The sequence below is a fragment of the Rhodanobacter ginsenosidimutans genome (genome assembly GCF_042655685.1).
GTDB classification, from domain to species: Bacteria; Pseudomonadota; Gammaproteobacteria; order Xanthomonadales; family Rhodanobacteraceae; genus Rhodanobacter; species Rhodanobacter ginsenosidimutans.
Genome location: NZ_JBHSMM010000002.1, coordinates 558,511 through 583,846, shown reverse-complemented (window position 1 = coordinate 583,846; position 25,336 = coordinate 558,511). Strand labels below are relative to the sequence as shown.

The 25,336-nt window shown below is 65.5% G+C and carries 20 protein-coding genes; 12 read left to right on the top strand and 8 right to left on the bottom strand.

Annotated elements, in window-relative coordinates; genetic code table 11:
* Nucleotides 1–110: 110 nt before the first annotated feature.
* The 5 genes from ACFPK0_RS12530 to ACFPK0_RS12510 form a co-directional block, all read right to left on the bottom strand.
* Nucleotides 111–1,055, bottom strand: a complete 945-nt coding sequence (locus ACFPK0_RS12530) for an electron transfer flavoprotein subunit alpha/FixB family protein (RefSeq protein WP_377341141.1) — start codon at nt 1,053–1,055, stop codon at nt 111–113.
* A gap of 117 nt (nt 1,056–1,172) precedes the next feature.
* Complete coding sequence (locus ACFPK0_RS12525; protein WP_056085416.1) at nt 1,173–1,919, bottom strand: electron transfer flavoprotein subunit beta/FixA family protein; 747 nt, start codon at nt 1,917–1,919, stop codon at nt 1,173–1,175.
* Between the two features lie 114 nt (nt 1,920–2,033).
* A complete protein-coding gene (locus ACFPK0_RS12520; protein ID WP_377341138.1) occupies nt 2,034–4,094 on the bottom strand; it encodes a glycoside hydrolase family 99-like domain-containing protein in 2,061 nt (686 codons plus the stop codon).
* 50 nt (nt 4,095–4,144) lie between these two features.
* A complete protein-coding gene (locus ACFPK0_RS12515) occupies nt 4,145–6,232 on the bottom strand; it encodes a glycosyltransferase (protein ID WP_377341136.1) in 2,088 nt (695 codons plus the stop codon).
* Entirely contained in the window at nt 6,233–7,840 is a 1,608-nt protein-coding gene (locus ACFPK0_RS12510; protein WP_377341134.1) for an electron transfer flavoprotein-ubiquinone oxidoreductase, read from the bottom strand. It lies immediately after the preceding gene.
* Between the two features lie 211 nt (nt 7,841–8,051).
* Here ACFPK0_RS12510 and ACFPK0_RS12505 point away from each other — a divergent pair, with 211 nt between their 5' ends.
* From ACFPK0_RS12505 to ACFPK0_RS12470, 8 genes are all read left to right on the top strand, one after another.
* Nucleotides 8,052–9,449 (top strand): amidase, encoded by a 1,398-nt coding sequence (locus ACFPK0_RS12505; protein WP_377341132.1) that lies wholly within the window; start codon nt 8,052–8,054, stop codon nt 9,447–9,449.
* A gap of 301 nt (nt 9,450–9,750) precedes the next feature.
* Nucleotides 9,751–10,665 (top strand): sulfate adenylyltransferase subunit CysD, encoded by a 915-nt coding sequence (gene cysD / locus ACFPK0_RS12500; RefSeq protein WP_377341222.1) that lies wholly within the window; start codon nt 9,751–9,753, stop codon nt 10,663–10,665.
* On the top strand, nt 10,665–12,572 hold the full coding sequence (cysN, locus tag ACFPK0_RS12495; protein WP_377341130.1) for a sulfate adenylyltransferase subunit CysN: 1,908 nt from the start codon (nt 10,665–10,667) through the stop codon (nt 12,570–12,572). Before cysD ends, cysN begins: the two co-directional genes overlap by 1 nt.
* Before the next feature lie 121 nt (nt 12,573–12,693).
* On the top strand, nt 12,694–13,314 hold the full coding sequence (locus ACFPK0_RS12490) for an alpha-ketoglutarate-dependent dioxygenase AlkB family protein (RefSeq protein WP_377341128.1): 621 nt from the start codon (nt 12,694–12,696) through the stop codon (nt 13,312–13,314).
* A gap of 109 nt (nt 13,315–13,423) precedes the next feature.
* Nucleotides 13,424–14,524, top strand: coding sequence for a glycine cleavage system aminomethyltransferase GcvT (gene gcvT / locus ACFPK0_RS12485; protein ID WP_377341126.1), 1,101 nt, complete (start codon nt 13,424–13,426; stop codon nt 14,522–14,524).
* Nucleotides 14,525–14,621: 97 nt separating this feature from the next.
* On the top strand, nt 14,622–15,017 hold the full coding sequence (gene gcvH / locus ACFPK0_RS12480) for a glycine cleavage system protein GcvH (protein ID WP_007080625.1): 396 nt from the start codon (nt 14,622–14,624) through the stop codon (nt 15,015–15,017).
* Between the two features lie 554 nt (nt 15,018–15,571).
* Nucleotides 15,572–16,153: a met regulon transcriptional regulator MetJ gene (metJ, locus tag ACFPK0_RS12475; RefSeq protein ID WP_082520294.1), complete on the top strand. Its 582-nt coding sequence runs from the start codon at nt 15,572–15,574 to the stop codon at nt 16,151–16,153.
* Nucleotides 16,154–16,544: 391 nt separating this feature from the next.
* Nucleotides 16,545–17,552 (top strand): energy transducer TonB, encoded by a 1,008-nt coding sequence (locus ACFPK0_RS12470; protein ID WP_377341123.1) that lies wholly within the window; start codon nt 16,545–16,547, stop codon nt 17,550–17,552.
* 91 nt (nt 17,553–17,643) lie between these two features.
* Here the strand turns inward: ACFPK0_RS12470 and ACFPK0_RS12465 are convergent, their stop codons facing one another.
* Complete coding sequence (locus ACFPK0_RS12465; RefSeq protein ID WP_377341121.1) at nt 17,644–18,951, bottom strand: serine hydrolase domain-containing protein; 1,308 nt, start codon at nt 18,949–18,951, stop codon at nt 17,644–17,646.
* 55 nt (nt 18,952–19,006) lie between these two features.
* Between ACFPK0_RS12465 and ACFPK0_RS12460 the strand changes: the two genes are divergently transcribed.
* The 3 genes from ACFPK0_RS12460 (at nt 19,007) to ACFPK0_RS12450 (ending at nt 22,960) form a co-directional block, all read left to right on the top strand.
* A complete protein-coding gene (locus ACFPK0_RS12460) occupies nt 19,007–19,594 on the top strand; it encodes a LemA family protein (RefSeq protein ID WP_377341119.1) in 588 nt (195 codons plus the stop codon).
* Nucleotides 19,595–19,644: 50 nt separating this feature from the next.
* Nucleotides 19,645–21,528, top strand: coding sequence for a M48 family metallopeptidase (locus ACFPK0_RS12455; protein ID WP_377341116.1), 1,884 nt, complete (start codon nt 19,645–19,647; stop codon nt 21,526–21,528).
* A gap of 133 nt (nt 21,529–21,661) precedes the next feature.
* On the top strand, nt 21,662–22,960 hold the full coding sequence (locus tag ACFPK0_RS12450; protein WP_377341114.1) for an NTP/NDP exchange transporter: 1,299 nt from the start codon (nt 21,662–21,664) through the stop codon (nt 22,958–22,960).
* Nucleotides 22,961–23,006: 46 nt separating this feature from the next.
* On the opposite strand, the gene ACFPK0_RS12445 is transcribed toward ACFPK0_RS12450, so the two are convergent.
* Together ACFPK0_RS12445 and mtgA are read right to left on the bottom strand one after the other, a co-directional pair.
* The gene (locus ACFPK0_RS12445; protein WP_007080632.1) at nt 23,007–23,435 is read right to left on the bottom strand and encodes a CBS domain-containing protein; all 429 of its coding nucleotides are present in this window, start codon (nt 23,433–23,435) and stop codon (nt 23,007–23,009) included.
* An 86-nt stretch (nt 23,436–23,521) separates the two neighbouring features.
* Nucleotides 23,522–24,262 (bottom strand): monofunctional biosynthetic peptidoglycan transglycosylase, encoded by a 741-nt coding sequence (gene mtgA / locus ACFPK0_RS12440; protein ID WP_377341111.1) that lies wholly within the window; start codon nt 24,260–24,262, stop codon nt 23,522–23,524.
* A gap of 171 nt (nt 24,263–24,433) precedes the next feature.
* Here mtgA and hslO point away from each other — a divergent pair, with 171 nt between their 5' ends.
* On the top strand, nt 24,434–25,333 hold the full coding sequence (gene hslO / locus ACFPK0_RS12435; protein WP_056608309.1) for an Hsp33 family molecular chaperone HslO: 900 nt from the start codon (nt 24,434–24,436) through the stop codon (nt 25,331–25,333).
* Nucleotides 25,334–25,336 lie beyond the last annotated feature (3 nt).

Here is a 25,336-nt window from a genome sequence, read left to right as displayed (position 1 = left end):
GTTGCTCCATTGATAATTCCCGAACCTGGATGGAATGAGCGCTAATGCTAAACCATCACCCGGCCCGAGGCGTGACCGGCCGCCTGGAGTGCTGAAGCGGCCTCGACCGCTCAGCCTAACGCCACTTCCAGCTCCGGAATGATCTTGAACAAATCCCCCACCAACCCGAAGTCCGCCACCTCGAAGATCGGCGCCTCACCATCCTTGTTGATCGCCACGATGGTGCCGGCGTCCTTGATGCCGGTGAGGTGCTGGATAGCGCCGGAGATGCCGATGGCCATGTACAGCTCGGGGGCGATGATCTTGCCGGTCTGGCCGACCTGCATTTCGTTGGGGCAGTAGCCGGCGTCGACGGCGGCACGCGAGGCGCCGACGGCAGCGCCGATCTTGTCCGCGAATTTGTAGATGATGTCGAAGTTTTCCGTCGAGCCGACACCACGGCCACCAGAGACAACTTTGGCGGCGCTTTGCAGGTCGGGGCGGTCGCTGCTGCCCTGGTTCAGTTTCACGAAGCGGGTGTGGGTGGGCAGCGGAACGTCGATGGTCAGTGCTTCGACCGGCGCGGCATTGGCGCCCGAGGCGGCGGCCGACCACGAGGCGGTGCGGATGGTGGCGACCACGGTGTGATTGGCATCGGCCTCGACGGTGATGATGGCGTTGCCGGCGTAGATGGGACGCTTGAACGTGTGCGCTGCCTCGACGGTCATCACGTCGCTGACTTGGGCCACACCCAGCAGCGCAGCCACGCGCGGGGCGATGTCCTTGCCGAACGTGGTGGAAGGCGCGAACACATAGCTGTAGCCGTCGGCGGCCTTGGCGATCTGCGGTGCCAATACAGCAGCCAGCGGATGCGCGTTTTCCGGTTTGGTGACGGTCAGCACGCGGCTCACGCCTTCGATCTTTGCAGCTTCCGCGGCGATGGCGTCGGGGGCGTCGGACAGCACCAGCACGTCGATGGCATCGCCCTTGATGGCGGCGGCAGCGCTGACGGCGCGCGCGGTGGATGAGTTCAGCTTGCCGCCGAGGTGTTCGGCGATGACGAGAATCTTGCTCATGGCAGGATGTTCCTTGATGGCGATCCTGTAGGAGGGACTTCAGTCCCGACGCTCTTGGGTTGTGGCGAATCAAAAGCGTCGCGGCTGAAGCCGCTCCTACAGGTTCAGGCGAGGGGGTTACAGCAGGCCTTTCTGCTTCAGTGCGGCGACCAGTTCGGCGGCGTCCTTCACCATCACGCCCTTGCTGCGTTTGGCGGGCGCGGCGTAATGCGTGGTTTTCAGGTGGTCGTGCGCCTCAACGCCGAGTGAGCCGAATTCGATTACGTCGATCGGCTTGGACTTGGCCTTCATGATGTCGGGCAGCTTGATGAAGCGCGGCTCGTTGAGGCGCAGGTCGGTGGTGATCACGGCGGGCAGGTCGGCCTCGATCACTTCCAGGCCGGCGTCGACTTCGCGCGTTACCGTGGCCTTGCCGTCGGCGATCTCCACCTTGCCGGCAAACGTGGCCTGCGGGCGATCCCACAGGGCCGCCAGCATCTGGCCGGTCTGGTTGGCGTCGTCGTCGATGGCCTGCTTGCCCAGGATCACCAGGCCAGGCTGCTCTTTCTCGATCAGCTTCAGGAAGACGCGAGCGGCGGTCAGCGGCTGCACCGCGTCTTCGGTGGTCACGTGGATGGCGCGGTTGGCGCCCATCGCCAGGCCATTGCGCAGGTGGGCGGTGAGGTTGGCCGGGCCGATGCCGACCACGATCACTTCCTCGGCCACGCCTTTCTCGCGCAGGCGCAGGGCTTCTTCCAGCGCGATGTCGTCGAACGGGTTGGCGGACAGCTTGACGCCATCGGTCACCACACCACTGCCGTCGGGTTTGACCTGGATGCGCACGTTGTAATCCACGACGCGCTTGTAGCCGACCAGAATTTTCATCGGAGATTCCTACTTCGTTGGCTGCCCCTGTCGGGACGCGTGAACACCCATTCTAACCGGCATCAAACCGTCGTACGAAATGAATCCGCGGGGACTTCCGTGGCTGTGGGGGAATCAGCCGCTGCGCTGCGCGTACGGGTAGGTGGTCGCCCTGCCTTCTTCCAGGCCAATCAGCGAGGCAATGCTCCTGGTGGCAAATCCGCTTTCGGAGGCGGCGAGGTTGAACGTGCGCTCCACCGCGTGCGCTAGGGTGCCGTCGCGCTGGGCCGCCTCGGCTTCGAAATCCAGCACGTCGAGATGGGCGTCGAGCAACAGCCGTAGTGCAGCGGGGCGCAACCAGAACATGGTGCCAGCCACGAAACTGCCGTACCCGGCTTCGGGTATCGGTATGCCGGCGCGGCGACAGAGGTAATCCACGTTGGCCCGGTTCTGGCCCCAGTAGTGGTCCAGCGGCTGCAGGTGGCCCTCGGCGTGGACAATGCCCAGGGCTGGATCGTCGGCAAACGCGGAGAGAATGCGGCCGACCCGCTCAGGCGCCAGCAGCTTGCCGAGCAGGTCGGTGCGCCACGCGTCGCCGTTTTCGCGATGGGTCGAGCGCTTGCTGTGCAGTTTCAGCACCACGTCCACGCCTTCGTCGAGCAGGCGGTTGGCGACGTGAAGGAAGGGCAGGATGTCGCGCCCGCGGTTCTCGAAGACCTCGATCTCCGCATCGATGCCGAGCTGCGCGGCGCGCTCGCGAACTTGCTGCTCGCGTTCGTGGGCAGTGGTGATGACGATGCGCCAGTCGACGTGGCTGGCGCGCAAGGCGGCGGCCAGTTCGTCCAGCAAGTCCGGATACCAGATGTGGAGCACGGCGCAGGGTCGTGTCTCCGTGGCCGGCACCGGGCGCAGCGCCGTGCGGGTGGCGTCGAGCCAGGCGTGGCCGAGCCGGGTATCCGGTTCCAGTACGGCGCCTTCCGCCCATTCGTTCCACGCGTTGACGAAGACCATCGGCTGCGTGGGAAACCGTCGCTGCGCAGTGTCGACAGCGTGGCGCAACCAGTCGCGATAGCCGCGTGGCGAGGCGTGCGCGAACACGCGGCCGCGGCCGCTGCCGCGCGGTTCGTTGTCCCAGCCCGGATTGACTGCGGGATAGCGCGGATAGGCGGGATCGGCTTGCGCGACGGATTGCCGCACCAGTTCGCGCCAGTCGTGTACGTCACCGCTGTAGTCGGGATTGAGCAGGTGCTGGCGCGCGGTGATGGGCGAGGGCGAGATGTTGTTGGGCGGGAATTCGACCGCGGCATCGAAGCCGATGTCGCGCGGATCGACGCGGTCGAAACTCTGCACGTAGGCGAGCCGGATCTCGCCGATACCGTGGCTGCGGCACCACTCGCGCCAACGTTCCGCCGTCTTGCGCGGCTCCGGCAGCAGGCCGGGCCGGTAGATCAGCAGCAGCGGCTGGCCATCCACGCGCAGGTAGCGTGGGTCGGCGAGATAGGGCGCGATGTATTCGATGAAGGCGAGGTCGTCGTCGGCGCTGTGCTGCTGGCCGATCAGGATGTCGTCGGCGCGGCCATCCCAGCGTCGCGACCAGTTTTCGTTGGCCCAGCACAGGCACAGCGGCAGGTCGAGCGATGGGTCGGCCAGCCATTGCCGCAGCGGTTGTTCGAGCAGGGTCTTGCCGGCGAACCAGTAGAAATAGCTGCAGAACGCGCCGACGCCGTACTCGCGCGCCAGTTGCATCTGCCGGCGCATCGCGTCGGGCAGGCGCAGGTCGTAGAAACCCAGCTCGCCGGGCAGGCGCGGTTGCGCGTGGCCTTCGAATTGCGGCAGCGCCCGAGTCACGTTATGCCATTCGGTGAAGCCAGCGCCCCACCACGCGTCGTTCTCCGGGATCGGATGGAACTGCGGCAGGTAGAACGCCACCACGGTGGCGGGCAGCGGTGCGGGCAGGGTGCCGACGCGATGGGGCATGTAACCGATCGCGCGTCCCGCGGCGTGACGACGAGGCCGACGCGCGGCCAGCGACGCATCGGCGATCTGTCCACGCGGCCCTTGCGGCACCAGTTCGGCATGCCGTTCCAGGAAACGCTGGCGCAGCCGGTCACGTGTGGCGACAGGCATCGGGGTCAGCCGAAAACCCGTGCGCAGCACGGTGAACAGATAGCGTTTGGCAAGGTCGCGGGGTGACATGACGGCCTATCGGGAGTGATGCCGGAGCATCGCGGTTGAGGTGGCCGGGGTCAATCCAGCACGCGATGCAGGGCGGCGTCGGCGGCGTCGGCGGAGAAGTGCTGGCGCACGTTGTCCAGCCCTTGTTCGGACAATTGCCGCCACAGCGCTTCGTCGTGCGCGAGCCGTTGCACGGCGTCGGCGAAGGCGGCGGCATCGTCAGCCACCAGCACGTTGGTGCCGTCGCCCAGCTGCATGCCTTCCACGGCGATGGTGGTGGCGATCACCGGCAGGCCGTGGCTCATCGACAGGTTGATCTTGCCCTTGACGCCGGCGCCGAAACGCAGCGGTGCCAGCGAAGCCAGGCAGCTGTCCATCCACGGTGTCAGGTCGGCGACGCGCCCGTGCAGTTCGAGGCCGGGTGTGTCGAGCTCGCGTCGCGCGGTATCCGGCATGTCGCCGAAAACGTGCAGGCGGATGTCGGGCATGGCCTGGCGCAGTCGCGGCAGGATCTCGCTGGCGATCCAGCGGATGGCGTCGCTGTTGGGCGGGTGGCCGTAACCGCCGATGAAAAGCAGGTCGGCGCGCCCGGCGAAAGGCTGCCCGCAACCGTGAACCGGGTGGATGTTGGACAGCAGCTCGACCTGCGCCTGCGGCACCAGCTCTGCCAGCAGCGCCTTCTCGTGCGGGCTGACCACGAAGCTGACATCACTGCGCGCGATCAGGGCGAGCTCGCTGCGCTGCGAGGCGGCGGCCTGGTGCGCCAGCATGCTGCTGCCGCCGTGTTCGGCCGCGCGCTGCTCGCGCAGAAAATGCAGATCCACGGTGTCGAACAGCAACTTCGCTTTCGGCGCATCGCGACGCACCAGCTCCGCATACTGGCCGGCCACGGTGTGCCGACACAGGATCACGGCGTGCAGTTCGTGGCCATGCCGGCGCAGCCAGGCGGGCACGCTCTCCAGCGAGGTTTCACAGCCGAGTTCGCCGAGGGCGGCGATTTCACGGCTGCTTGCGCGGCCGTCGTCGGGAATGAAGCTGGTGCTCCAGCCTTGCGCGTCCAGCAGTTGCAGGATCGCGTGCAGGCGCAACGACCCGGAATCGCGGGTGGGCTCCGGTGTCATCGAATCCACCACCAGCACGCGACCGCGCTTGCGCCAGCGGATCGCGCGCTCCAGCGCGGTGCCGGCGGGTGGCTGCGCTGCCAGGTCGGTCGCCCACTTGTCGATGAACTTCGCCTGGTTGATCGACTGGTACCGCTTCATGCCGCTGCCGAGGTCGGTGCCCGCACTGATGCCTTCGCAGTGGATCACCAGGCTGGCGGGTTCGTAATACACGCGCAGGCCGATGTGGCGCACGGCGAAGGCGAGATCGGTGTCTTCGTAGTAAGCCGGTGCGTAGCGCGCGTCGAAGCCGCCGAGGCGCTGGAACACCTCGCGCCGGATCATCAATGAGGCACCGGAGACATAGTCGGTCTCACGACGGTAGCGGAATGCCGATGCATCGCGCGGCTCGAAACGGCCGGTGGTCCAGCAACTGCCGTCGGCGAACACCAGGCCGCCGGCTTCCTGCAGGCGGCCATCGGGGTAGACCAGCCGGCTGCCGGCGATACCGCAATCCGCGCGCTCGGCGAAGCAACGCAGCAGCGCATCCAGCCAGTCCGGCGTGACCTGCGTGTCGTTGTTGAGGAACAGCAGGAATTCGCCGCGCGCCTGCGCCGCGCCCGCGTTGCTGCTGCCGATGAAGCCGAGATTCGTCCGGTTGCGCAGCAGCTGTACGCCATCGATCTGCGCCAGTGTGGTGGCGCTGTCGTCGGGAGAGGCGTCGTCGACCACGATGACTTCGAAGGGCGCCTGTGCGCCGTGGCGCGCCAGCGAGCGCAGGCAGGCCAGGGTATAGGCGAGCTTGCCGTGGACCGGAATGATCACCGATACCTGCGGCTGGTTGCTGACCGGCAGGGCGAAGGGGGTGAACGGTTCGTCCAGCGGCAGCAGTGCCAGTGCCTCATCGCGCTCGGGGCGTGACTCGAATTCCTGGCGCATGCGCGCCAGCGTGCCGCGTATGCCGCGCAGCGCGAAGCTGCCGCGCGTGCGCTGCAGCAGGTACCCGAGGCGTTTTAGTCGCCATGACAATTGGCCGATCAGCGGATTGCCCTCGGCCACTCAGAGATTCTGGTAATTCGGCCCCGAACCACCCTCGGGCGTGACCCAGGTGATGATCTCGTACGGGTCCTTGATGTCGCAGGTCTTGCAGTGCACGCAGTTGGCTGAGTTGATCTGCAGGCGCTTGCCGTGTGGCTGGGTTTCGTCGGCCACCATCTCGTAGACGTTGGCCGGGCAGAAGCGGGTGCAGGGGTTGTCGTATTCCTCGACGCACTTGGTCGCGCAGATGTCGGTGTCGGCCACGTGCAGGTGGATGGGCTGGTCTTCGTCGTGTTCGGTGGCGGCGAAGTAGACGCTGGCCAGGCGGTCGCGCGGGGGCAGGGTGCGTTGCACGTAGTCGCGCTCGGGCTCGTCGTATTCGCCGAGCTTGTGCAGCGATGACCAGTCCGCCTTGTTCTTCAGCGTCCACGGCGAGGCGCCGCCGGTGACGGTTTCCCATGCCGCATTGGCCATGCCGAACCACAGGCCTTTCTTGAAGCCGGGCTTCACGTTGCGCACTTTTTTCAGTTCGGCCATCACGTCCGAGGCGCGCAGGCGCGCGTCGAAACCGCGGACGTCGAGCGTCTCGGCCACGTGTTCGGCGGCCAGCATGCCGCTCTTGATGGCCTGGTGCGTGCCCTTGATCTTGGGCACGTTGAGCAGGCCGGCGGTATCGCCGATCAATAGCGCGCCGGGCATTTCCACCTTGGGCAGGGACTGGAAGCCGCCGGTGGCCATCGCGCGCGCGCCGGCGGAGAGGATGCTGCCGCCTTCCAGCAGGGGCTTGATCAGCGGGTGGTGCTTCCATTGCTGGAACGCTTCCCACGGCTTGTATTCGGGGTCGCTGTAGTCGAGGCCGCTGACGTAACCCAGCGCGATGCGGTCGCCATCGAGGTGGTAGATGAAGCCGCCGCCATAGGTGCGCGTGTCGGCCGGCCAGCCGAAGCTGTGCACGATCTTGCCGGGCGTGGCGCGGCCGGCGGGTACCTGCCACAGCTCCTTGATGCCGATGGAATAGCCCTGCGGGTCGCTGTCCGCATCCAGCTTGAAGCGCTTGACGAGCTGCTTGGTGAGGCTGCCGCGCGCGCCCTCGGCCAGTACGGTGACCTTGGCCTTGATGTCGATGCCTTCGGTGTAGCCGGGCTTGTGCGTGCCGTCCTTGGCCACGCCCATGTCACCGATGCGCACGCCGGCGACCGAGCCATCCTCATTGTAGATGTTGTCGGCGGCGGCGAAGCCGGGGAAAACGTCGACACCCAGCGCCTCGGCCTGCGGCGCCAGCCAGGCGCACAGCGCGCCCAGCGACACGATGAAGTTGCCGTGGTTGTGCATGCCCGGCGGCAGCGGCAGCTTGCGCGCGCCGGTCTTGCTGAGCAGGAAAAACTGGTCCTCACCGGCCGGGATGCAGATCGGCGGCGGGTTTTCGCGCCAGCCCGGCAGCAGCGCATCCAGCGGCTGCGGCTCGATCACGGCGCCGGACAGGATGTGCGCGCCGATGGTCGAGGCCTTCTCGATCACGCAGACGTTGACGTCGGGCTTGAGCTGCTTCAGCCGGATGGCAAACGACAGCCCGGCCGGCCCCGCGCCGACCACGACAACGTCGTATTCCATGGTTTCGCGTTCGCTCATCGCGGACTCCGGCAGCAGGTAGGAAGGGCGGCATGGCGCCAAGGATGCGCGATACCACTGCGTATTGTCAGGTTTCGCGTGCTGCGCGGCAACGCAGGCGGAAACATGCGACCGTTGGCGGCGTCGTGATATGCGTGTGAAGACGCACCGGCGCTTGCAATCGACTTGCGTTCAATGGCGATAATCAGGGCACGATCCGAAGGGAATGCTCATGAATCAAACGCCACCGATCGCCGATTTCGAACTGCGCCGCGCCAGTCTGTGTCAATTGCTGCACTGGCTGGCCGTCGGCAGGGTCCAGCCGCAGGCGCTGGCCGATGCCTACCTGAGCGCGATCGAGCGGATCGACCCGCAACTCAACAGTTACGTGGATGTGCGCGCCGGTTTGCTGCACGACCAGGCGCAAATGGCGGATCGCCGCCGCCGCGACGGCGTGATCGGCCGGCTCGACGGGATTCCGCTGGCGGTGAAAGACAACTTCGACGTTGCTGGCTGGCCGACCCGGGCGGGCCTGCCCGATCGCAACACGCCGGTACAGGACGATGCCCATGTCACCGCCCGGTTGCGCGCGGCCGGCGCCTTGCTGATCGGCAAGACCAATATGGATGAAGGCGCGCTGGGCGCCGCCACCGACAACCCGCATTTTGGCGCCACCCACAATCCGCACCGGCACGGTTACACCGCGGGCGGTTCGTCCGGCGGCGCGGCGGCTGCTGTGGCGGCGGGGCTGGCGGTGGCTGCGGTGGCGTCGGACAGCCTGGGGTCGGTGCGTATCCCGGCCAGTTATTGCGGCGTCTACGGGCTCAAGCCCACCCATGGCGAAATCTCCGCCCGCGGTATGGTGACGGCCGCGCGCCGGCTCGATGCGGTCGGCCTGCTGGCGCGTAGCGCCGACGACCTCACCGTGCTGCTGCAGGTGCTGGCCGGCTACGACGCCGACGATGCACGCTCGCGCCGCCGCCGGGTGGCGTTCGCCTTGCCGGACTGGGAGCCGGGCCACCTGCGCGTGGGCCTGCTGCCGAACCTGGCCGCAGTGGGCGTGGAGCCCGAGGTGATCGAGGTCTTCGAGGCGGCGATGGCGAAACTGCCGCACGCGCTCAGCGACCGTCGCACCGTCGATTTCGCCGACTGGAATTTCAGCCGCACCCGCCGCGCCGGCCTGCTATTGATGGAGGCCGAGATGCTGGGCACGTTCGCCAGCGACCTGGCCCATACCGACAAGCCGGTATCCGCGCGCTTCCGCGGCATGCTCGACTTTGCCGCGAAGAAGAGTGCCGCCGACTACGCCATCGCCGACCGCGTGCTCGATGCCGCCACGTTGAAGATGCGCCGCCTGTTCGCCCAGGTCGACGTGCTGGTGCTGCCCACCACGCCACAGGGTGCTTTCCCGCTGGATGGCCCGGTACCCGATTCCCAGGCCGATCTCACCAGTTTTGCCAGCCTGGCCGGCTGCCCGGCCGTGAGCCTGCCGATGGGCCATCTGCCCAACGGGCTGCCGGTGGGTTTGCAACTGGTAGGCGCCAGGGGTTCGGATCTGCGGCTGCTGGAACTGGCATCCGTGTGCGCGGCTACGCTGGATACGGCGCCGACGTACCCGGTGATTGCCTAGCGTTGGCGGGCGGTGGCCCTTCGGCTCCGCTGCGCTACGCTCAGGGCGATCGGTTCAGGGGGCTTGTGTTCGGCGGAGTTGGCCGGGGTCCCGTCCAACCGGTCACCCCGAGCGTAGGCCGCAGGCCGGAGTCGAAAGGCGCCCCCGTGGCGGCTGTCCATATGGCCGCGTGTTATTAAGATATGAAAAGACGTCTGGACGTCTATTCATGAAATTGGCCTAAGATGAGTGCCCCGGGACGCGTATCAGTTGGGTCTGTTGGCGTGTTTCCCGATGCCACCCGATGTCGAGCTTCCCACTGATGACCATCCCCGCAGCACCGCGTACGCACCTCGATGACCTCGAGGCGGAAAGCATCCACATTTTTCGCGAGGTGATGGCCAGCTTCCAGAAGCCGGTCATGCTGTATTCGATCGGCAAGGATTCGTCGGTATTGCTGCATCTGCTGCGCAAGGCCTTCTATCCGGGCAAGTCGCCGATCCCGCTGCTGCACGTGGATACCACCTGGAAGTTCCGCGAGATGATCGCTTTCCGCAACGAGGTGGCGGCAGCAGGTGATGTAGACGTGCTGGTGCATATCAATGAGGAAGGCGTGCGCCAGGGCATTTCCCCGCTGACGCATGGCGCCACCGTGCATACCGATGTGATGAAAACCCAGGCGTTGAAGCAGGCACTGGACAAGTACGGCTTCGATGCGGCCATCGGCGGGGCGCGGCGCGATGAGGAAAAGTCGCGCGCGAAGGAGCGCGTCTTCTCGTTCCGCAACGCGCAGCATCGCTGGGACCCGAAGAACCAGCGTCCCGAGTTGTGGCACACCTACAACACGCATATCCGCAAGGGCGAAAGCGTGCGGGTGTTCCCGATGTCCAACTGGACCGAAATGGATGTGTGGCTGTACATCCAGCGCGAGAACATCCCGGTGGTGCCGCTGTATTTCGCCAAGCCGCGGCCGATTGTCGAGCGCGATGGTGCGTTGATCATGGTCGACGACGAGCGCTTCACCCTGCGCGAGGGTGAAACCGTGCAGATGCGGGAGGTGCGCTTCCGCACGCTGGGCTGTTACCCGCTGACCGGGGCGGTGGAATCCTCCGCCACCACGCTGGAAAGCATCATCGAGGAGATGGCCACCTCGCGCAGTTCCGAGCGACAGGGGCGGGTGATTGACCAGGACCCCACCGCCTCGATGGAACGCAAGAAGCAGGAGGGTTATTTCTGATGAATGCACAACCTGACATCGTCGTCGATACGGCCGCCGTGGCCGCGGCCACGGCTTCCAAGAGCCTGCTGCGTTTCATCACCTGCGGCAGCGTGGACGACGGCAAGAGCACCTTGCTGGGTCGCCTGCTGTATGACGCCGGCATGCTGTCGGACGACCAGCTCGACACCCTGGCGCGCGAAAGCAAGCGCCAGCGCGGTGACGGCAGCGACGTACTGGACTTCTCCCTGCTCACCGACGGCCTGGATGCCGAGCGCCAGCAGGGCATCACCATCGACGTGGCGTACCGCTACTTCCACACCGCGCGGCGCAGCCTGATCGTGGCCGATTGCCCCGGACACGAGCAGTACACCCGCAACATGGCCACCGGCGCCTCCAATGCCGAGCTGGCCGTGGTGCTGGTCGATGCGCGCAAGGGCCTGCTGCCGCAGACGCGCCGTCACACTTATATATGTGGCCTGCTGGGCATCCGCCACGTGGTGCTGGCGGTGAACAAGATGGATCTGGTCGATTACGACCAGGCCACCTACGAAACCATCGCCACCCAGTACCGGCAACTGGCGCAGGACCTGGGCATCACCGATGTGCATTGCCTGCCGGTGGCGGCGCTTACCGGTGACAACGTGGGCAGCCGTTCGCCGCGCATGCCGTGGTACCAGGGCGAAAGCCTGCTGGAAGTGCTGGAAACGGTCGACGTGGCGGCGGTGCGTGCCGACGATTTCCGCATGCCGGTGCAATGGGTCAATCGCCCGGATCAATCGTTTCGCGGTTACGCCGGCACCATCAGTGGTGGCCGCGTTTCGTGCGGTGACGAGATCGTGGTGCAGCCGGGCGTGCAGCGTGCGCGCATCGATCGCATCGTCACCGCCGATGGTGATCTGGACAGCGCCGTCGAAGGGCAGGCAGTCACGCTTTGCTTCGACCGCGAGATCGACGCCAGCCGCGGCGACGTGATCGCCGATGCGCTGCGCCCGGCACCGGTGGCCGACCAGTTCACCTGCCACCTGCTGTGGATGGGCGACACCACCCTGCTGCCCAACCGCACCTACTGGATGAAGATCGGCACCCGCACCGTCAATGCGCGGGTGATGTCGATCAAGCACAAGGTGGATGTGAACAGCCAGGCCAAGCTGGCTGCGCGCCACCTGGATCTCAACGAGGTGGGCTATTGCACGGTGGGTCTGGACGACGCTATCGCTTTCGAGGCCTATACCGCCAACCGCACGCTGGGCGGCTTCATCCTGATCGATCGGCAGACCAACGCCACGGTCGCCTGCGGCATGCTGGATTTCGCGCTGGACCGTTCGTCCAACGTGCATTGGCAGCACATGGATATCGACAAATCCGTGCGTGGCTCCAGCAAGGGCCAGCAGCCGACGTGCCTGTGGTTCACCGGCTTGTCCGGCGCTGGCAAATCCACCATCGCGAACCTGGTGGAGCGGCGCTTGCACGTGCTCGGCTATCACACCTACCTGCTGGATGGCGACAACGTGCGCCACGGCATCAACAAGGACCTGGGCTTCACCCCGGAGGCCCGCGTGGAGAACATCCGCCGCGTGGCCGAGGTGGCGCACCTGATGGTGGACGCCGGATTGATCGTGCTGGTCAGCGTGATCTCGCCGTACCAGAGCGAGCGCCGCTCGGCACGCGAACTGTTCGACACCGGCGAATTCCTGGAAGTGTTCGTGGACACCACGCTGGCCGAATGCGAAGCGCGCGATCCGAAGGGCCTCTACCAGAAGGCGCGTGCGGGCGAGATCCGCAACTTCACCGGTATCGACTCGCCGTACGAAAAACCCGAGGCGCCGGATATCCACCTGGTCACGGCCGGCCAACGCGCCGAGGAGCTGGCCGAGCAGGTCACCCGGCAGCTGCTGGCGCGGCTGAACGCTCCCGTCCTCGACTGATCCGCCATCCTTTTGTAGGAGCGACTTCAGTCGCGACGCTTCTGCTCTGAGCTCCAGAGAAAGAGCGTCGCGACTGAAGTCGCTCCTACAGTTGAAGCGTCGCGCGTCGGATAATCACGCCATGACGATGACCGGATGGCAGCGGGTGGATCTGGAGGCAGGCGCCGACGTGGCACTGCTGCCGCAGTGGTTGCCGGCCGAAGAAGCCGAAGCGACTTTCACCGCGTTGTACGCGGCCGTCCCGTGGGAGACCCATCGCCTGCGCCTGTTCGGCCGTGAGGTGGATGCACCGCGGTTGAGCTGCTGGATCGGCGATCCGCACACCAGCTACGTCTATTCCGGCACCCGCTTCGAACCGCACCCATGGCCGCCGCTGCTGGCCGACCTGCGCGAACGCCTGCAGCGCGTCTGCGGCGCCCGCTTCAACAGCGTGCTGGCCAACCTCTACCGCGATGGCCGCGATTCGATGGGCTGGCACAGTGACGACGAGCCCGAACTTGGTGACCAGCCGCTGATCGCCTCGTTGAGCCTGGGTGCCGAACGGCGCTTTCGATTGCGCCGGCGCTTGCCGCGCACGGTCAAATCCTCGCCGGCCGATACGGTGAACCTGCTGCTGCCGCCGGGCAGCGTGCTGCGCATGGCTGGCGCCACCCAGCGGCTGTATCGGCACGATCTGCCGAAGACGCGCGTCGCCGTGGGCCCGCGCATCAACCTCACCTTCCGCTGGATCGAACCGCGCTGATACTCCGTGCATGGCGCGCGTTGTGGCGGAAGTCCAGTGCCAGAGGCGCGCTTGGATTGCGTGCCTGCGCTGGGGATAATGCAGCCACTTCCTTTCAAGCCGTTTCCCCATGACCGAAAAGACCGTACTCAACGCCACGCATCGCGCACTTGGCGCGCGCATGGTCGACTTCGGCGGCTGGGACATGCCGATCAACTACGGCTCGCAGATCGAGGAGCACCACGCGGTGCGCCGCGACGCGGGCATGTTCGACGTGTCGCACATGACCGTGATCGACCTGCACGGCCCGCGCACGCGCGAGTTCCTGCGCCACCTGCTGGCCAACAACGTCGACAAGCTGAAGAAACAGGGCAAGGCGCTGTACTCGTGCATGCTCAACGAACGCGGCGGCGTGATCGATGACCTGATCGTGTACTTCTTCGATGAAGCGCATTTCCGCCTGGTGGTGAACGCCGGCACCCGCGCCAAGGACCTGGCGTGGATCACGCAGCAGGCTCAGGACTTCGCGGTGGAAGTGAAGGAGCGTCCCGACTTCGCCATGATCGCGGTGCAAGGCCCCAACGCGCGCGGCAAGGTGCTCGACCTGCTCAACGACATGGATCGCCCGCGCATCGAAGCGCTGGGCAAGTTCACCGCGGCCGCGGCGCAGGGCCCGCACGGCATGCCGCTGTTCATCGCGCGCACCGGCTACACCGGCGAGGACGGCTTCGAGATCATGCTGCCGAATGACGATGCCGTTGCGTTGTGGCAGGCATTGAGCGAGGCGGGCGTCGCCCCGGCCGGCCTGGGTGCACGCGATACCTTGCGCCTGGAGGCCGGCATGAACCTCTACGGCCAGGACATGGATGACGATGTGTCGCCGTGGGAGGCCAACCTCGGCTGGACGATCGCCCTGGACGAAGGCCGCGACTTCATCGGCCGAGGTCCGCTGGAGGCGATGAGGGCCGCCGGCGTGCCCCGCGTGATGATCGGCCTGGTGCTGGATGAGAAAGGCGTGCTGCGCCACGGCCAGCGCGTAACGACCGCCAACGGCAGCGGGGAAATCCTCTCCGGAAGCTTCGCCCCGACCTTGAACAAGGCGGTGGCCTTCGCGCGCATCCCGGCCGGCGATCCGGGCGAGATCAGCGTGGACATTCGCGGTCGCGAGCTGCCGGTGCGGCAGGTGAAGTATCCATTTGTCCGCGATGGTCAGCCGTGCGCTGGCATATGAGCGTTTTCACCGCGCCCATGGCACGGTTTGTACACAACGGTTGCGTCTAGAATTGCCGCCGTTACTCTGCCCAACCTCTTACTGACTGGATCCGACCATGAGCGAAATACCCGGTGATCTGAAGTTCCTGAAGTCCCACGAATGGGCACGCGCCGAAGACGATGGTCTGGTCCGCGTGGGCATCTCCGAGCACGCGCAGGAGCAGCTCGGCGACTTGGTCTATGTGGAATTGCCGGAGGTCGGCGCCAGCGTCGTGGCCGGTGCCGGCACGGCCGTGGTCGAATCGGTGAAGGCCGCATCGGATATCTATTCGCCGATCTCCGGCGAGGTGGTCGAGATCAATGAGCTGCTCGGCGACAAGCCCGAGACGATCAACGAAGACGCCTACGGCGATGGATGGATGTTCCTGGTGCGTCCCAGCGACCGCGCCGAACTCGACGAACTGCTCGACGCCCACGACTACGAAGCACTGATCGAAAACGAAGATCATTGAGCGCGACGTGTCCGGAACGAATGACGGCCGCCTATGCGGCCGTCGTTTTTTTGACTCGTCGATGATGCAGATCGACGATCGGTGTGTGCGAAAACGCGGTCGACGAGGACGCGTTGCGCTTCGCCTTCTGCGTGCCGAACAACCCGCTTCGTCGCGTTTTCGTCACGCCAGGATCGACCAGGCAGAATTATTTTTCAGCTTGTGATCGACGCCGCGACGAACTTTCAGTGGCGTTCTGTTCATATGCGCAGCACCAAAAAAAGCGGTTGCCCGCCATGCTTGTCACAACGGCAGGCACGGCGGTCGAATTTCTTTTATTGCGCTGTATTGCGCGTATCCAGCGCAATACAGCGCTTTTTTGCAATTTCAGTGAAATATGTAATGGACGTATAGACGTCCATGACATGCAAGGGTACTTGGCGGGGCGACCATGGCTGCAACGGGTTTTCAGTCCTTCCAGGTGCCTTTCAACCGAATGGATTTCATGCCTAAAATCCATTGACAGGTGAAATCTTCGGGGCTAGCTTTCGCATCAGATAACGGGGAACGTTGCCATGGCGACATCAAAATTTATCAAGCCTTATGTAGAGCACGGTGAGAAGGCGGCAGCCGTACGCAAGATCACCGTCTCGATTCCGCTTCACGTACTGCACAAGCTGTCCGATCTGCGCACGTATCGCCAGGTCAACAATCTTCGGCACGCTACCAACAGCGACTTGTTGGTCGAAGCGTTCCTTCACGCTTTTACTGGGCAACCACTGCCAACTGATGAGGAGCTGAGACGAACCATGGCCACTGCCAAAAAACCTGCTGCAAAGAAACCGGCCGCCAAGAAGGCCGCCAAGAAATCCACCGCGAAGAAGGTTGCTGCCAAGAAGCCGGTAGCGAAGAAGCCGGTCGCGAAGAAAGCCGCTGCCAAGAAGGTTGCGGTGAAGAAGGTTGCCGCGAAGAAGGCGGCTCCGAAGAAAGCTGCCGCCAAGAAACCGGCGGCCGCCAAGAAAGCCGCCGTGAAGAAGGTTGCGGTGAAGAAGGTTGCCGCGAAGAAAGCGGCGCCGAAGAAAGCCGCCGTCAAGAAAGCTGCACCGGCTCGGGTGGTCAAGGCCACCAAGACCGCCAAGGCAAAAGCGAAGAAATAAGCACCCAAGAAACACGCTGTACGTTGTCGCATTCATCGTTGTTTTCTCTCCCCGCGGTGCCCAGCGCGGGGAGAGCACTTCGAAAGTCTTCGTCCCGGCCTGGCCGGGACGCTTCGTTTCCGGCTCCCGGTTTTATGCGCGGGACGCAAAACTGCCGGACCGCCGTTCTCTCCGGATTGCCTTCGCCGCACGGCTCGTTCGCAGGACGTCGCCGTCCACGCCGGCCCTGCCGCCGCCCGCGCAAACGATACGTTGAACGTTGATTTGCCGTGCCACTTCGTTTGGGGTTACCTTGTCGCACATCCGCGCTGCGGCCTGTCAGGGGACCGGTCGCTCCTGGATCTACAGGGGGAAAAAAGCGCGGGTATCTATCGACACTCAGCGAGAGACTATGGATACCCGAAATACACTTCATTCGCGCCGGCGTTCGCGCGGTGCGTTCAGGCCCGTGGCCATTGCCATTCTGGTCGTCATCGGTTTGCTGGCCATTGCCGCATGGTTCCTGATCGTGCGCCCGTACCAGGCGCAAGTGCTGGCTGATGCGGGTGGTCATCCTTCCACACCGGTGGCAGCCACCACGTCCAACGCCGCGCCACCGCCAGCCAACGTGCAGGCGATGGGTACCAGCGAGCTCCTTTCCGAAGCGGGCAAGGCGGTAAGGGAGCAACGATTGCTGGCGCCGGCCGGCAACAATGCGTTCGAGTTCTACTTGCGCGTGCTTGAGAAGCAGCCGGGCAACCAGGTGGCGACCGATGCGCTGCGTGAGACGTTTCCGTTCGCGGCCACGTCGGCGGAGCAGGTCATCAACCGAAGTGACTTCGGTGAAGCACAGCGGCAGATCGACTTGCTCGCCAAGGCGGACCCGACGAATTTCACCCTGACCATCCTGCGCTCGAAACTCGATGCGCAGCGCAAGGTGCTGGACAAGCAGCAGCAACTGGTGCTCGACCAGCAGAAGGCGCAGGAGCTTGCGCAGCAGAAAGAGGCGGCGGACAAGCTGGCGGCCGAGCAGCAGGCGGCCCAGGCCGCGCAGGTGGCGGCTCAGCAGAAAGCGCAGCCGACACGTACGCCGCAAAGGACGACAGCGGCTGATACCGCGCCGGCCCCGAGTGCGCAAGACAATGCCGCAATCACCGAGGCCGTGCTGGTCAAGGGCGCGTCGGCGCGCTATCCCCCATCGGCGATGCGGGCACAGCAGGAAGGCTGGGTCATCGTGTCCTTCATGATCGATCCCGATGGCAGGACCAGCCACATCGACGTGGTGAGTTCGGAACCTCGTCGTGTCTTCGACCGTGCCGCGATAGAAGCCGTGAGCCGTTACGTGTTCACTCCGGCGACGCGAGGTGGCGTGCCGACGGCCAGCAAGCAGCAGCAGCGTATCGAGTTCAAGTTGCGCTGAGTGAAGCCCCGGGGCATGCAGGTTCGTTGAGCTTGCATGTCCTTCAACCTTGCATCACCGACGCGCGGTACCGCGTGTCCGCGCTTCCGGCTCAATGATGGCTGGGCTTCCGGTGCCTGGCGGCTTTCTTGTGCTTCGGCGCCGCCTTGCGCACCGGGCGGGAAGGTGGCGGTGCGTGTTCGAGACCGGCCCAGTCGACGTGCGGCAATCCCAGCAGGCCGTCCAGCACCATCGGCATCAGGCCGCTGGGCGTGGGTCCGGTGGAATTCCACAAGGTGACCACACCGACCTGATACTTGGGGAAGAAGCCGATCATGGTGCGGTAACCAGCCACTGCGCCGGCGTGGTAGATCAGCGTTTCGCCGCCGTAGTCGTACACGCGCCAGCCCAGTGCGTAATGCGCCGCGGTGAGTCGGCCGCGACGCCACGGCGTGGCATGCAGTTCACTCGGGGTGGCCACGCCGGGGGCGTGCAGCACCTTGAGCAAGGAGGGCGACAGCACATCGGGACGGCCGCCCATTTGTGCGACCAGCCATTTCTCCATGTCGCGCAGGCTGGCGTTGACGCCGGCTGCCGGCGCCACGCGGTAATAGGTTTCGTTGGGCGTGAACGGGATCCAGCCGCGGCGGCTGGCGTGATGCGGGCGCGCCCAGCTCTTGCTGGTTTCGAGCGCCGCCAGTCCGTAGCTGGCCGTGGTCATGCCCAGCGGGTAGAACAACCGCTTGTCCACCAGGTGATAGAAGAAGTCGCCCGTGCGCGCGAACAGCACATCGCCGATCATGCCGAACGCCACGTTCTGGTAGCCGTAGCACTGGCCGATGCCGCAGGTCATGTCGACTTCGTCCAGCTTGCGCACCAGCTCCTGGTACGGCACGTCGCCTTCGAGCAGGTTGTCGTAGGTGTTGCGTGGCAACCCCAGCCGCTGGCCGAGGATGTCGCCGACCGTGGCCTGATCGGAAGCGTGCGCATCCTTCAGCTTGAAGTACGGCAGCACATCGATGAGCCGGGTATCCCAGCCGAGCTTGCCGTCGTCGACCAGCAAGCCGGTGATCGCGGTGGCGAAGGCCTTTGACAATGACGCCAGCCGGAAGACCGTCTTCGGTGTGACCGGCTCCTTCGTCGCCGCGTCGGCGTAGCCGACCGTCCCCTCGAACACCACCTTGTCGCCGATCACGACGGCCGTGGCCAGGCCGGCCACGGCATCACGCTTGCCCAGCGTATTCAGCCATTGGCGATAGTCGTCGAGCGTGGCCTTGACGCGCGCCGGCGGCAGCTTCTGCACGCCGGGGGCGGGGGCGGCCGAAGCCGGGGCGACGGGCGCGGCGTTACTTGTGTCAAGCGGTACGCAAGCCAGGGAGAGTGCACCGGCGGCGACCAAAAATATCTTTCGAAACGGCATGTTATTCTGATTTCGTTGCGGCGCGAACACGTGCTGGGGAGAGGAGGCGATACCGATGAGCCTGATTATTTTGCTGGTAGTAGTCGTTTTGATTGTCTTGTACTTCGTGGCGATCTACAACGGACTGGTTACCTCGCGCAACAGCTACAAGAACGCTTTCGCGCAGATAGACGTGCAGCTTACGCGCCGACACGATCTGATTCCCAACCTTGTGGAAACGGCCAAGGGCTACCTTGCCCACGAACGCGGCACGCTGGAGGCCGTGGTGCAGGCGCGCAATGCGGCCGTGAACGGTTTGGCCGGCGCCAAGGCCAACCCCGGCGACCCCGCCGCGATGCAGCAGTTGGCCGGCAGCGAGAACGCGTTGACGCAGACCCTGGGGCATCTGTTCGCGTTGCAGGAAGCGTACCCCGACCTGAAGGCCAACCAGACCATGATGCAGTTGTCCGAGGAGCTCACCTCCACGGAAAACCGTGTGGCCTTCGCGCGGCAGGCGTTCAACGATTCGGTGCTGACCTACAACAACAAGCGCGAAGTCTTTCCGGCGTCGATCGTGGCCAACGGCTTCGGCTTCGTGGCGGCCGAGCCGTTGAAGATCGAAGACCCGGCCGTGCGCGACGTGCCGAAGGTTTCCTTCAGCTGATCGTCATCGCGTCGCGGCACCCGCCGTGACGCGCCAGGTTCGGAGTGCCCATGGATTTCTTTGCGCAACAGGCGCGCGTGCGCGGCAGCAGCCGTCGACTGGTCGTGCTGTTCGCGCTGGCGGTGGTCGCCATCGTGGTGGCGATCGACGCAGTGGTGTGGGTCGCCATGGGGCAGCGCCCGGTCGATGGCGGCCCCGCGCCGTCGAACCTGCCCTTGCTGGCGACGACCACGGTGGTGGTGCTGATGGGCATCGGCCTCAGCTCGCTGTTCCGCATCATGAGCCTGATTGGTGGCGGCAAGAAGGTGGCCGAAAGCCTCGGCGCGGTGCCGGTGCCGCCGGATACGCGCGAGCCCATGCTGCGCCAGCTGCGCAACGTGATCGAAGAGGTGGCGATCGCCGCGGGCGTGCCGGTACCGGACATCTACCTGATGCCCGACGAGCCCGGTATCAACGCGTTCGCCGCCGGTTACTCGGCCTCCGACGCCGCGATATGCGTGACCCGTGGCTGCCTGGAGCAATTGAGCCGCGACGAACTGCAGGGCGTGATCGCGCATGAGTTCAGTCATGTGTTGAACGGCGACATGCGGCTCAACATCCGCCTCATGGGGCTGCTGTTCGGCATCATGGTGCTGGCCATCGTGGGCCAGCGCGTGATCTGGTTCGGCGGCGGACGCAGCAGCCGTCGCGACGGTGGTGGCAACCAGGTCTGGATGATCGGGCTGGCGCTGATCGTGGTGGGCTACATCGGTTACTTTTTCGCGCGCCTGATCCAGGCGGCGGTGGCGCGTTCGCGTGAATCGCTGGCGGATGCCTCGGCCGTGCAGTTCACCCGGCAAACGGATGGCATTGCCGGTGCGCTGAAAAAGATCGCCGTGCTCAGCGAAGGCTCCACCCTGCAGGCAGCGAACAAGCAGGAAGTGGCGCACATGCTGTTCGGCGAGGCGGGTCGGTTCAATGCGTTGTTCGCCACCCACCCACCGCTGCTCGATCGCATCCGGGCGCTGCAACCCGGCTTTCGTGAAGAGGAGCTGGCCCGATTGGCCAGCGCGATGGAAGCGGCCACCGCGCCACCGCTGGCCACGCCGCCACCAGCGCCTGCCACCGCTGCGCCGGGTATGAGCATGCCACCTCTGCCCGTGCTGATGGGCGCCGCGCTGGCTGCGGGCCAGCCGGGTTTCCAGCGCGCAGGCGCGGTGCGGCGAAGTCTGCCGCAGGTCTTGGTCGATGCGACGCGGCAGCCGGAGTCCGCGTTGGCTGTGGTGCTCGCGCTGGCGATGTCCGTGCAGGCGGAGATTCGGCGTTTGCAACAGCGGCAAGTGGCCGACGCCTTCGGTGACGATGTGCTCGACACGGTCACCGCGCTGACGCACGAGGTCGCGTCGCTGGCGCCGGAGTCGCGCCTGCCGTTGGCGGCGCTGGCCTTCCCGGCCCTGAAGCAGCTTTCCGAAGGGCGGCAGAAAACCCTGCTGGATACCTTGGGCGCGCTGGTTCGCGCGGACGGCCAGGTCGATCTGAACGAATATGGCCTGACCCGGCTTTTGCGGATGCAACTGCAGGAAGCGCAACGTCCGCGCCAGGCACCGCTGGACGGCTCGGGAAAACTGACGCCGCGCCGCGACAGCGTGGCGCTGGTGTGCGCGGTGGTGGCGCTTTATGGCAATGCCGACGAAACCGCGGCGCGTCGTGCCTGGTTGCTGGCGATGCAGTCATGTTTCCCCAACCAGGCCGTGACCTGGCAGGCACCGCCCGCGGCATGGCAGACACCATTCGACAACGCGCTGGATCAGCTGGACGAACTGTCACCGCCGGCGAAGGAGTTGTTGATACAAGGCCTGGTCCACGCGATCCGTGCCGACGACGTGATCACCACCGCGGAAGCGGAGTTGCTGCGCGTTATCTGCGCCAGCCTGCATTGCCCGCTGCCGCTGTAGGGACGCTCGCGCGCGGCCGTTCGACACGCACCGCAGCGGTGCTGGTTGATGACGTTGATGGGGCGGGTTCCATGCTGCACTGACCCGGCCAGGCGCCATGCTAGGCTTGCCGCGCCCCACGCTGGATGTATCCGTGAGTTTGTCCCGCCAACCCGCTGTCGACTCGACCACCGCGCCGTTATGGTCCGCGCTGGCGTTCTTCTTCGTGATGGCGTCGTACTACATCATCCGGCCGGTCAGGGACCAGTTGATCGGCGCGCTGGGTTCGGCATCGCTGCCGCTGATCTACGGCGTCGTGTTCCTGGTGATGTTGTTGCTGACGCCGGTGTTCGGCGTGCTGGTGGCGCGTTTCCAGCGGCGCCACCTGCTTGGCTGGAGCTACAGCTTTTTCATCCTGTGCCTGCTGGCCTTCGTGCCGGCCTTTCTGGCGCAGCAGCAGATCGGCGCTCGCTCGCTGGGGCTGGTGTTCTACGTCTGGGCCAGCGTGTTCAACCTGTTCGTGGTGTCGCTGTTCTGGAGCTTCATGGCCGACATCTTCGACAGCGGCCAGGCGCGGCGGGTGTTTTCGCTGATCGCGCTGGGCGGCATGGCGGGCGCGGTTTTCGGGCCGCTGGTGACCAAGCTGCTGGTGCAGTTGATCGGTGTGGCGCCCTTGCTGCTGGTGTCGGCGCTGGCGCTGGGCATTGCCCTGGCGCTGCTGCTGCGCCTGTCGGCCCGGCACGACCAGCTGCCCGGGGATCCTGGCAACGTCGCCATCGGCGGCTCGCTGTGGGCTGGCATCAAGGAGCTGTGGTCGCGACCGTTCCTGCGCTACATGGCGTTGCTGATGCTGTTTGGCGACGGTATCGGCACGCTGGCCTATGCGATGGTGGCCGACTACGCGAAGGCGCATTTCTCCGATGCCGTGGCGCGCACCGCGTTCTACAACGACCTGGATCTGGCCACCAATCTGCTCGGCGCGGTGATGCAGCTGACACTCACGCGCTGGTTGCTGATACGCCGCGGTGCAGGCTGGGGGCTGGTGGTGCCGACGGTGGTGAACACGGTGTTGCTGGCCGGCGTGGCATGGATGGGCGGCGGTTCACTGATGCTGTTCGGCGCGGTGGTGCCGATGCTGTCGGTGATGCTGGTGGTCACTCGCGGCTTCGCCTACGGCATGACAAAGCCGGCGGTGGATGCGTTGTATACGCGCGTCCCGCGGGAGACGCGCTACAAGGGCAAGAACTTCGTCGAGACCGCGGTGTGGCGTTTCGGCGATGTGTTGGTGACCAGTGCCGTGAGTGGCCTGCGCACGCTCGGCTGGGGTATCGGTGGCCTCGCCCTGCTGGGCACTGGCGTGGCCGCCATGGCGACCGTGGTGGCTCGTCGTGCGGGGTGGTCGCCCGACCTTGCGCCGGAGAATCCTGCCGGGCGCGACAACAGGCCGACGTGACCCGCGCGAGTCCGGTCGCTACGGCTTGCCGATTCCCCATTCCCCGCTAACTGGTGATATAGCGCTGCAGATGCTCGATCTCTTCGGCCTGCGCGTCGATCACCGCCTTCACCAGATCGCCGATCGAGATCACACCCACGACCTGCTCACCGTCCACTACCGGCAGATGGCGGATGCGGCTGTCGGTGCAAAGGCGCATGCAGTCGAACACGTCGGTATCCGGGCTCACCGTGATCGGAGTGCCGCTCATGATGTCCGATACTGCCGTTTGCGAGGACGAGCGGCCCTGCAGCAGTACCTTGCGCGCGTAGTCACGCTCGGACATCACGCCGACCAGCGCGCTGCCACGCATCACCATCAGGGCGCCGATGCGGTATTCGGCCATACGCTTGATCGCTTCGAGCACCGGTACATCGGGCTCGATGGAGAAGATCTTGTTGCCTTTGCCTTCCAGCAGATGTTTGACCTGGCGCATGCGTGAAATCTCCTGCCGGTCCCGGCGGGCCGGTTGGGTTGAGTCTAGCGTCCGCGGATGCGTCGCGTGTAGCGGTTGTGTGAACCTCAGTGGGGCGGCCGTTCCGGTGCATCGCCATCGATGTAACCGGGCCCGCCCAGCTGCCGCATCTGTTGCTGGATCCATTGCGCGCGACGCAACACGTAGGCGCTGGGGCGGTCGGCGTGCAACCGGCGCGGGCTGGGCAACACCGCTGCCAGCCGGGCCGATTGCGCGGCCGAGAGCCGGGCAGGCGTCACGTGGAAAAAGGCTGTGCTGGCAGCGCCCACGCCGTAGATGCCGTTGCCCAGCTCGGCGATGTTCATGTACACCTCGAGAATGCGCTGCTTGGGCCAGGTCAGCTCGATCAGCACGGTGAAATACGCCTCAAGCCCCTTGCGCACGAAGCTGCGACCGTTCCACAGGAAAAGATTCTTGGCGGTCTGCTGGCTGATCGTGCTGGCGCCGCGCAGCCGCTTGCCGTCGTCGTGGGCATCGAGTGCGGTCTGGATGGCGTCGAAATCGAAACCGTGGTGGTACGGAAAGCGCTGATCCTCACCGGCCACCATGGCCAGCGGTACCTGTGGCGATGTCTTCTCCCACGACACCCAGTGGTAGTGCAGGGTGAAGTCCTTTTCGCCATGCAGCCAGGCGCCCACCTGGCGCTCCAGCATCATGGCGGAAGTCAGCGGCGGGACGAAGCGCAAAAGCAGGACCGCCAGCCAGCTGAGGGCGATCCATCCTGCGACGAACAGGGCCAGCCAGCGCAGCAGTGTCTTCAGTGACGGGCGATGAAACATCTTGTGCATGTGGTGTGCGGAACCCCAAATCAGAACGGTCAGCGGCCGCGATGCCGGGCGGCGGCGTTGGCGGCTCCCCGACCCACCGTGCGAAAACCGGTTTCTTTCAGTATACGGGCGTTGCTCCCGCGCGCTTGCGTCCCCATCTGAAGCGCTTGACCACCAAGAGATGCGCCATCCATGGAAACCGCTTTCACTGACGACGTGCTTCACCGTTTCCTGCTTGAGCGTGCCGGCGTACGCGGCGTGCTGGTGCGGCTGGGGCCGGCGTGGCGCGAGGTGGCCGCGCGTGCCGACTATCCGGCGCCATTGCGCGAGTTGCTGGGCCACACGCTGGCGGCGAGCGCGCTGCTGACCGGCAACATCAAGCTTGATGGCGCCTTGTCGATCGAACTGAAAAGCCAGGACGCCCTGCGCCTGCTGTTTGCCGAATGCACCGATCAGGGGCGTTTGCGTGGCCTGGCCCGCTGGAGCGATCCGCTGCCGCGCACGCTGGCGCTGGATGCACTGCGCGACGCGGTGCTGGCCATCACCATCGGCAGTGTCGAGCGCGGCCAGCGCTACCAGGGCCTGGTGGCGTTGCAGCATGCCGAGTTGGCGGGCGCGCTGGAAAATTACTTCGTCCAGTCGGAACAGTTGCCTGCGCGGATCGTGCTGGCTGCCGATGGCGAACATGCCGTGGGCCTGATGCTGCAGAAGCTGCCGGATGAAGGCGGCCGCGATGCCGCGCATGACGACGACGCATGGAATCGGGTGGCCCACCTCACCGCCACGCTCGGCAGCGCGGAAATGCTGGCCACGGCACCGGAGCAGTTGCTGTACCGGCTATTCCACGAGGAGTCCGTGCGGATGTTCGAGCCGCGCCCGTTGGCGTTCGGTTGCACCTGCAGCCGCGAGCGGGTCGGCGCGATGCTGCGCTCGCTCGGTCGCGACGAAGTGGAGGCGGCATTGGCCGCGCGTGATGGCGAAATCGAGGTGATCTGCGAGTTCTGCGCCCAGCAGTACCACTTTGACCGCATCGATGCCGAGCACCTGCTCAGCGAAAGCGCGGCGCCCGGCCAGTCGCAAACGCCACAATGACAG

Coding starts and splice junctions, on each gene's coding strand:
- ACFPK0_RS12510 (WP_377341134.1), bottom strand. CDS start 7,840: ATGAGCGAACGCGAAACCATGGAATACGACGTTGTCGTGGTCGGCGCG.
- ACFPK0_RS12490 (WP_377341128.1), top strand. CDS start 12,694: ATGACGATGACCGGATGGCAGCGGGTGGATCTGGAGGCAGGCGCCGAC.
- ACFPK0_RS12520 (WP_377341138.1), bottom strand. CDS start 4,094: ATGTCACCCCGCGACCTTGCCAAACGCTATCTGTTCACCGTGCTGCGC.
- ACFPK0_RS12525 (WP_056085416.1), bottom strand. CDS start 1,919: ATGAAAATTCTGGTCGGCTACAAGCGCGTCGTGGATTACAACGTGCGC.
- ACFPK0_RS12455 (WP_377341116.1), top strand. CDS start 19,645: ATGGATTTCTTTGCGCAACAGGCGCGCGTGCGCGGCAGCAGCCGTCGA.
- ACFPK0_RS12505 (WP_377341132.1), top strand. CDS start 8,052: ATGAATCAAACGCCACCGATCGCCGATTTCGAACTGCGCCGCGCCAGT.
- ACFPK0_RS12460 (WP_377341119.1), top strand. CDS start 19,007: ATGAGCCTGATTATTTTGCTGGTAGTAGTCGTTTTGATTGTCTTGTAC.
- mtgA (WP_377341111.1), bottom strand. CDS start 24,262: ATGCACAAGATGTTTCATCGCCCGTCACTGAAGACACTGCTGCGCTGG.
- ACFPK0_RS12445 (WP_007080632.1), bottom strand. CDS start 23,435: ATGCGCCAGGTCAAACATCTGCTGGAAGGCAAAGGCAACAAGATCTTC.
- cysN (WP_377341130.1), top strand. CDS start 10,665: ATGAATGCACAACCTGACATCGTCGTCGATACGGCCGCCGTGGCCGCG.
- ACFPK0_RS12530 (WP_377341141.1), bottom strand. CDS start 1,055: ATGAGCAAGATTCTCGTCATCGCCGAACACCTCGGCGGCAAGCTGAAC.
- ACFPK0_RS12470 (WP_377341123.1), top strand. CDS start 16,545: ATGGATACCCGAAATACACTTCATTCGCGCCGGCGTTCGCGCGGTGCG.
- gcvH (WP_007080625.1), top strand. CDS start 14,622: ATGAGCGAAATACCCGGTGATCTGAAGTTCCTGAAGTCCCACGAATGG.
- hslO (WP_056608309.1), top strand. CDS start 24,434: ATGGAAACCGCTTTCACTGACGACGTGCTTCACCGTTTCCTGCTTGAG.
- metJ (WP_082520294.1), top strand. CDS start 15,572: ATGGCGACATCAAAATTTATCAAGCCTTATGTAGAGCACGGTGAGAAG.
- cysD (WP_377341222.1), top strand. CDS start 9,751: ATGACCATCCCCGCAGCACCGCGTACGCACCTCGATGACCTCGAGGCG.
- ACFPK0_RS12465 (WP_377341121.1), bottom strand. CDS start 18,951: ATGCCGTTTCGAAAGATATTTTTGGTCGCCGCCGGTGCACTCTCCCTG.
- gcvT (WP_377341126.1), top strand. CDS start 13,424: ATGACCGAAAAGACCGTACTCAACGCCACGCATCGCGCACTTGGCGCG.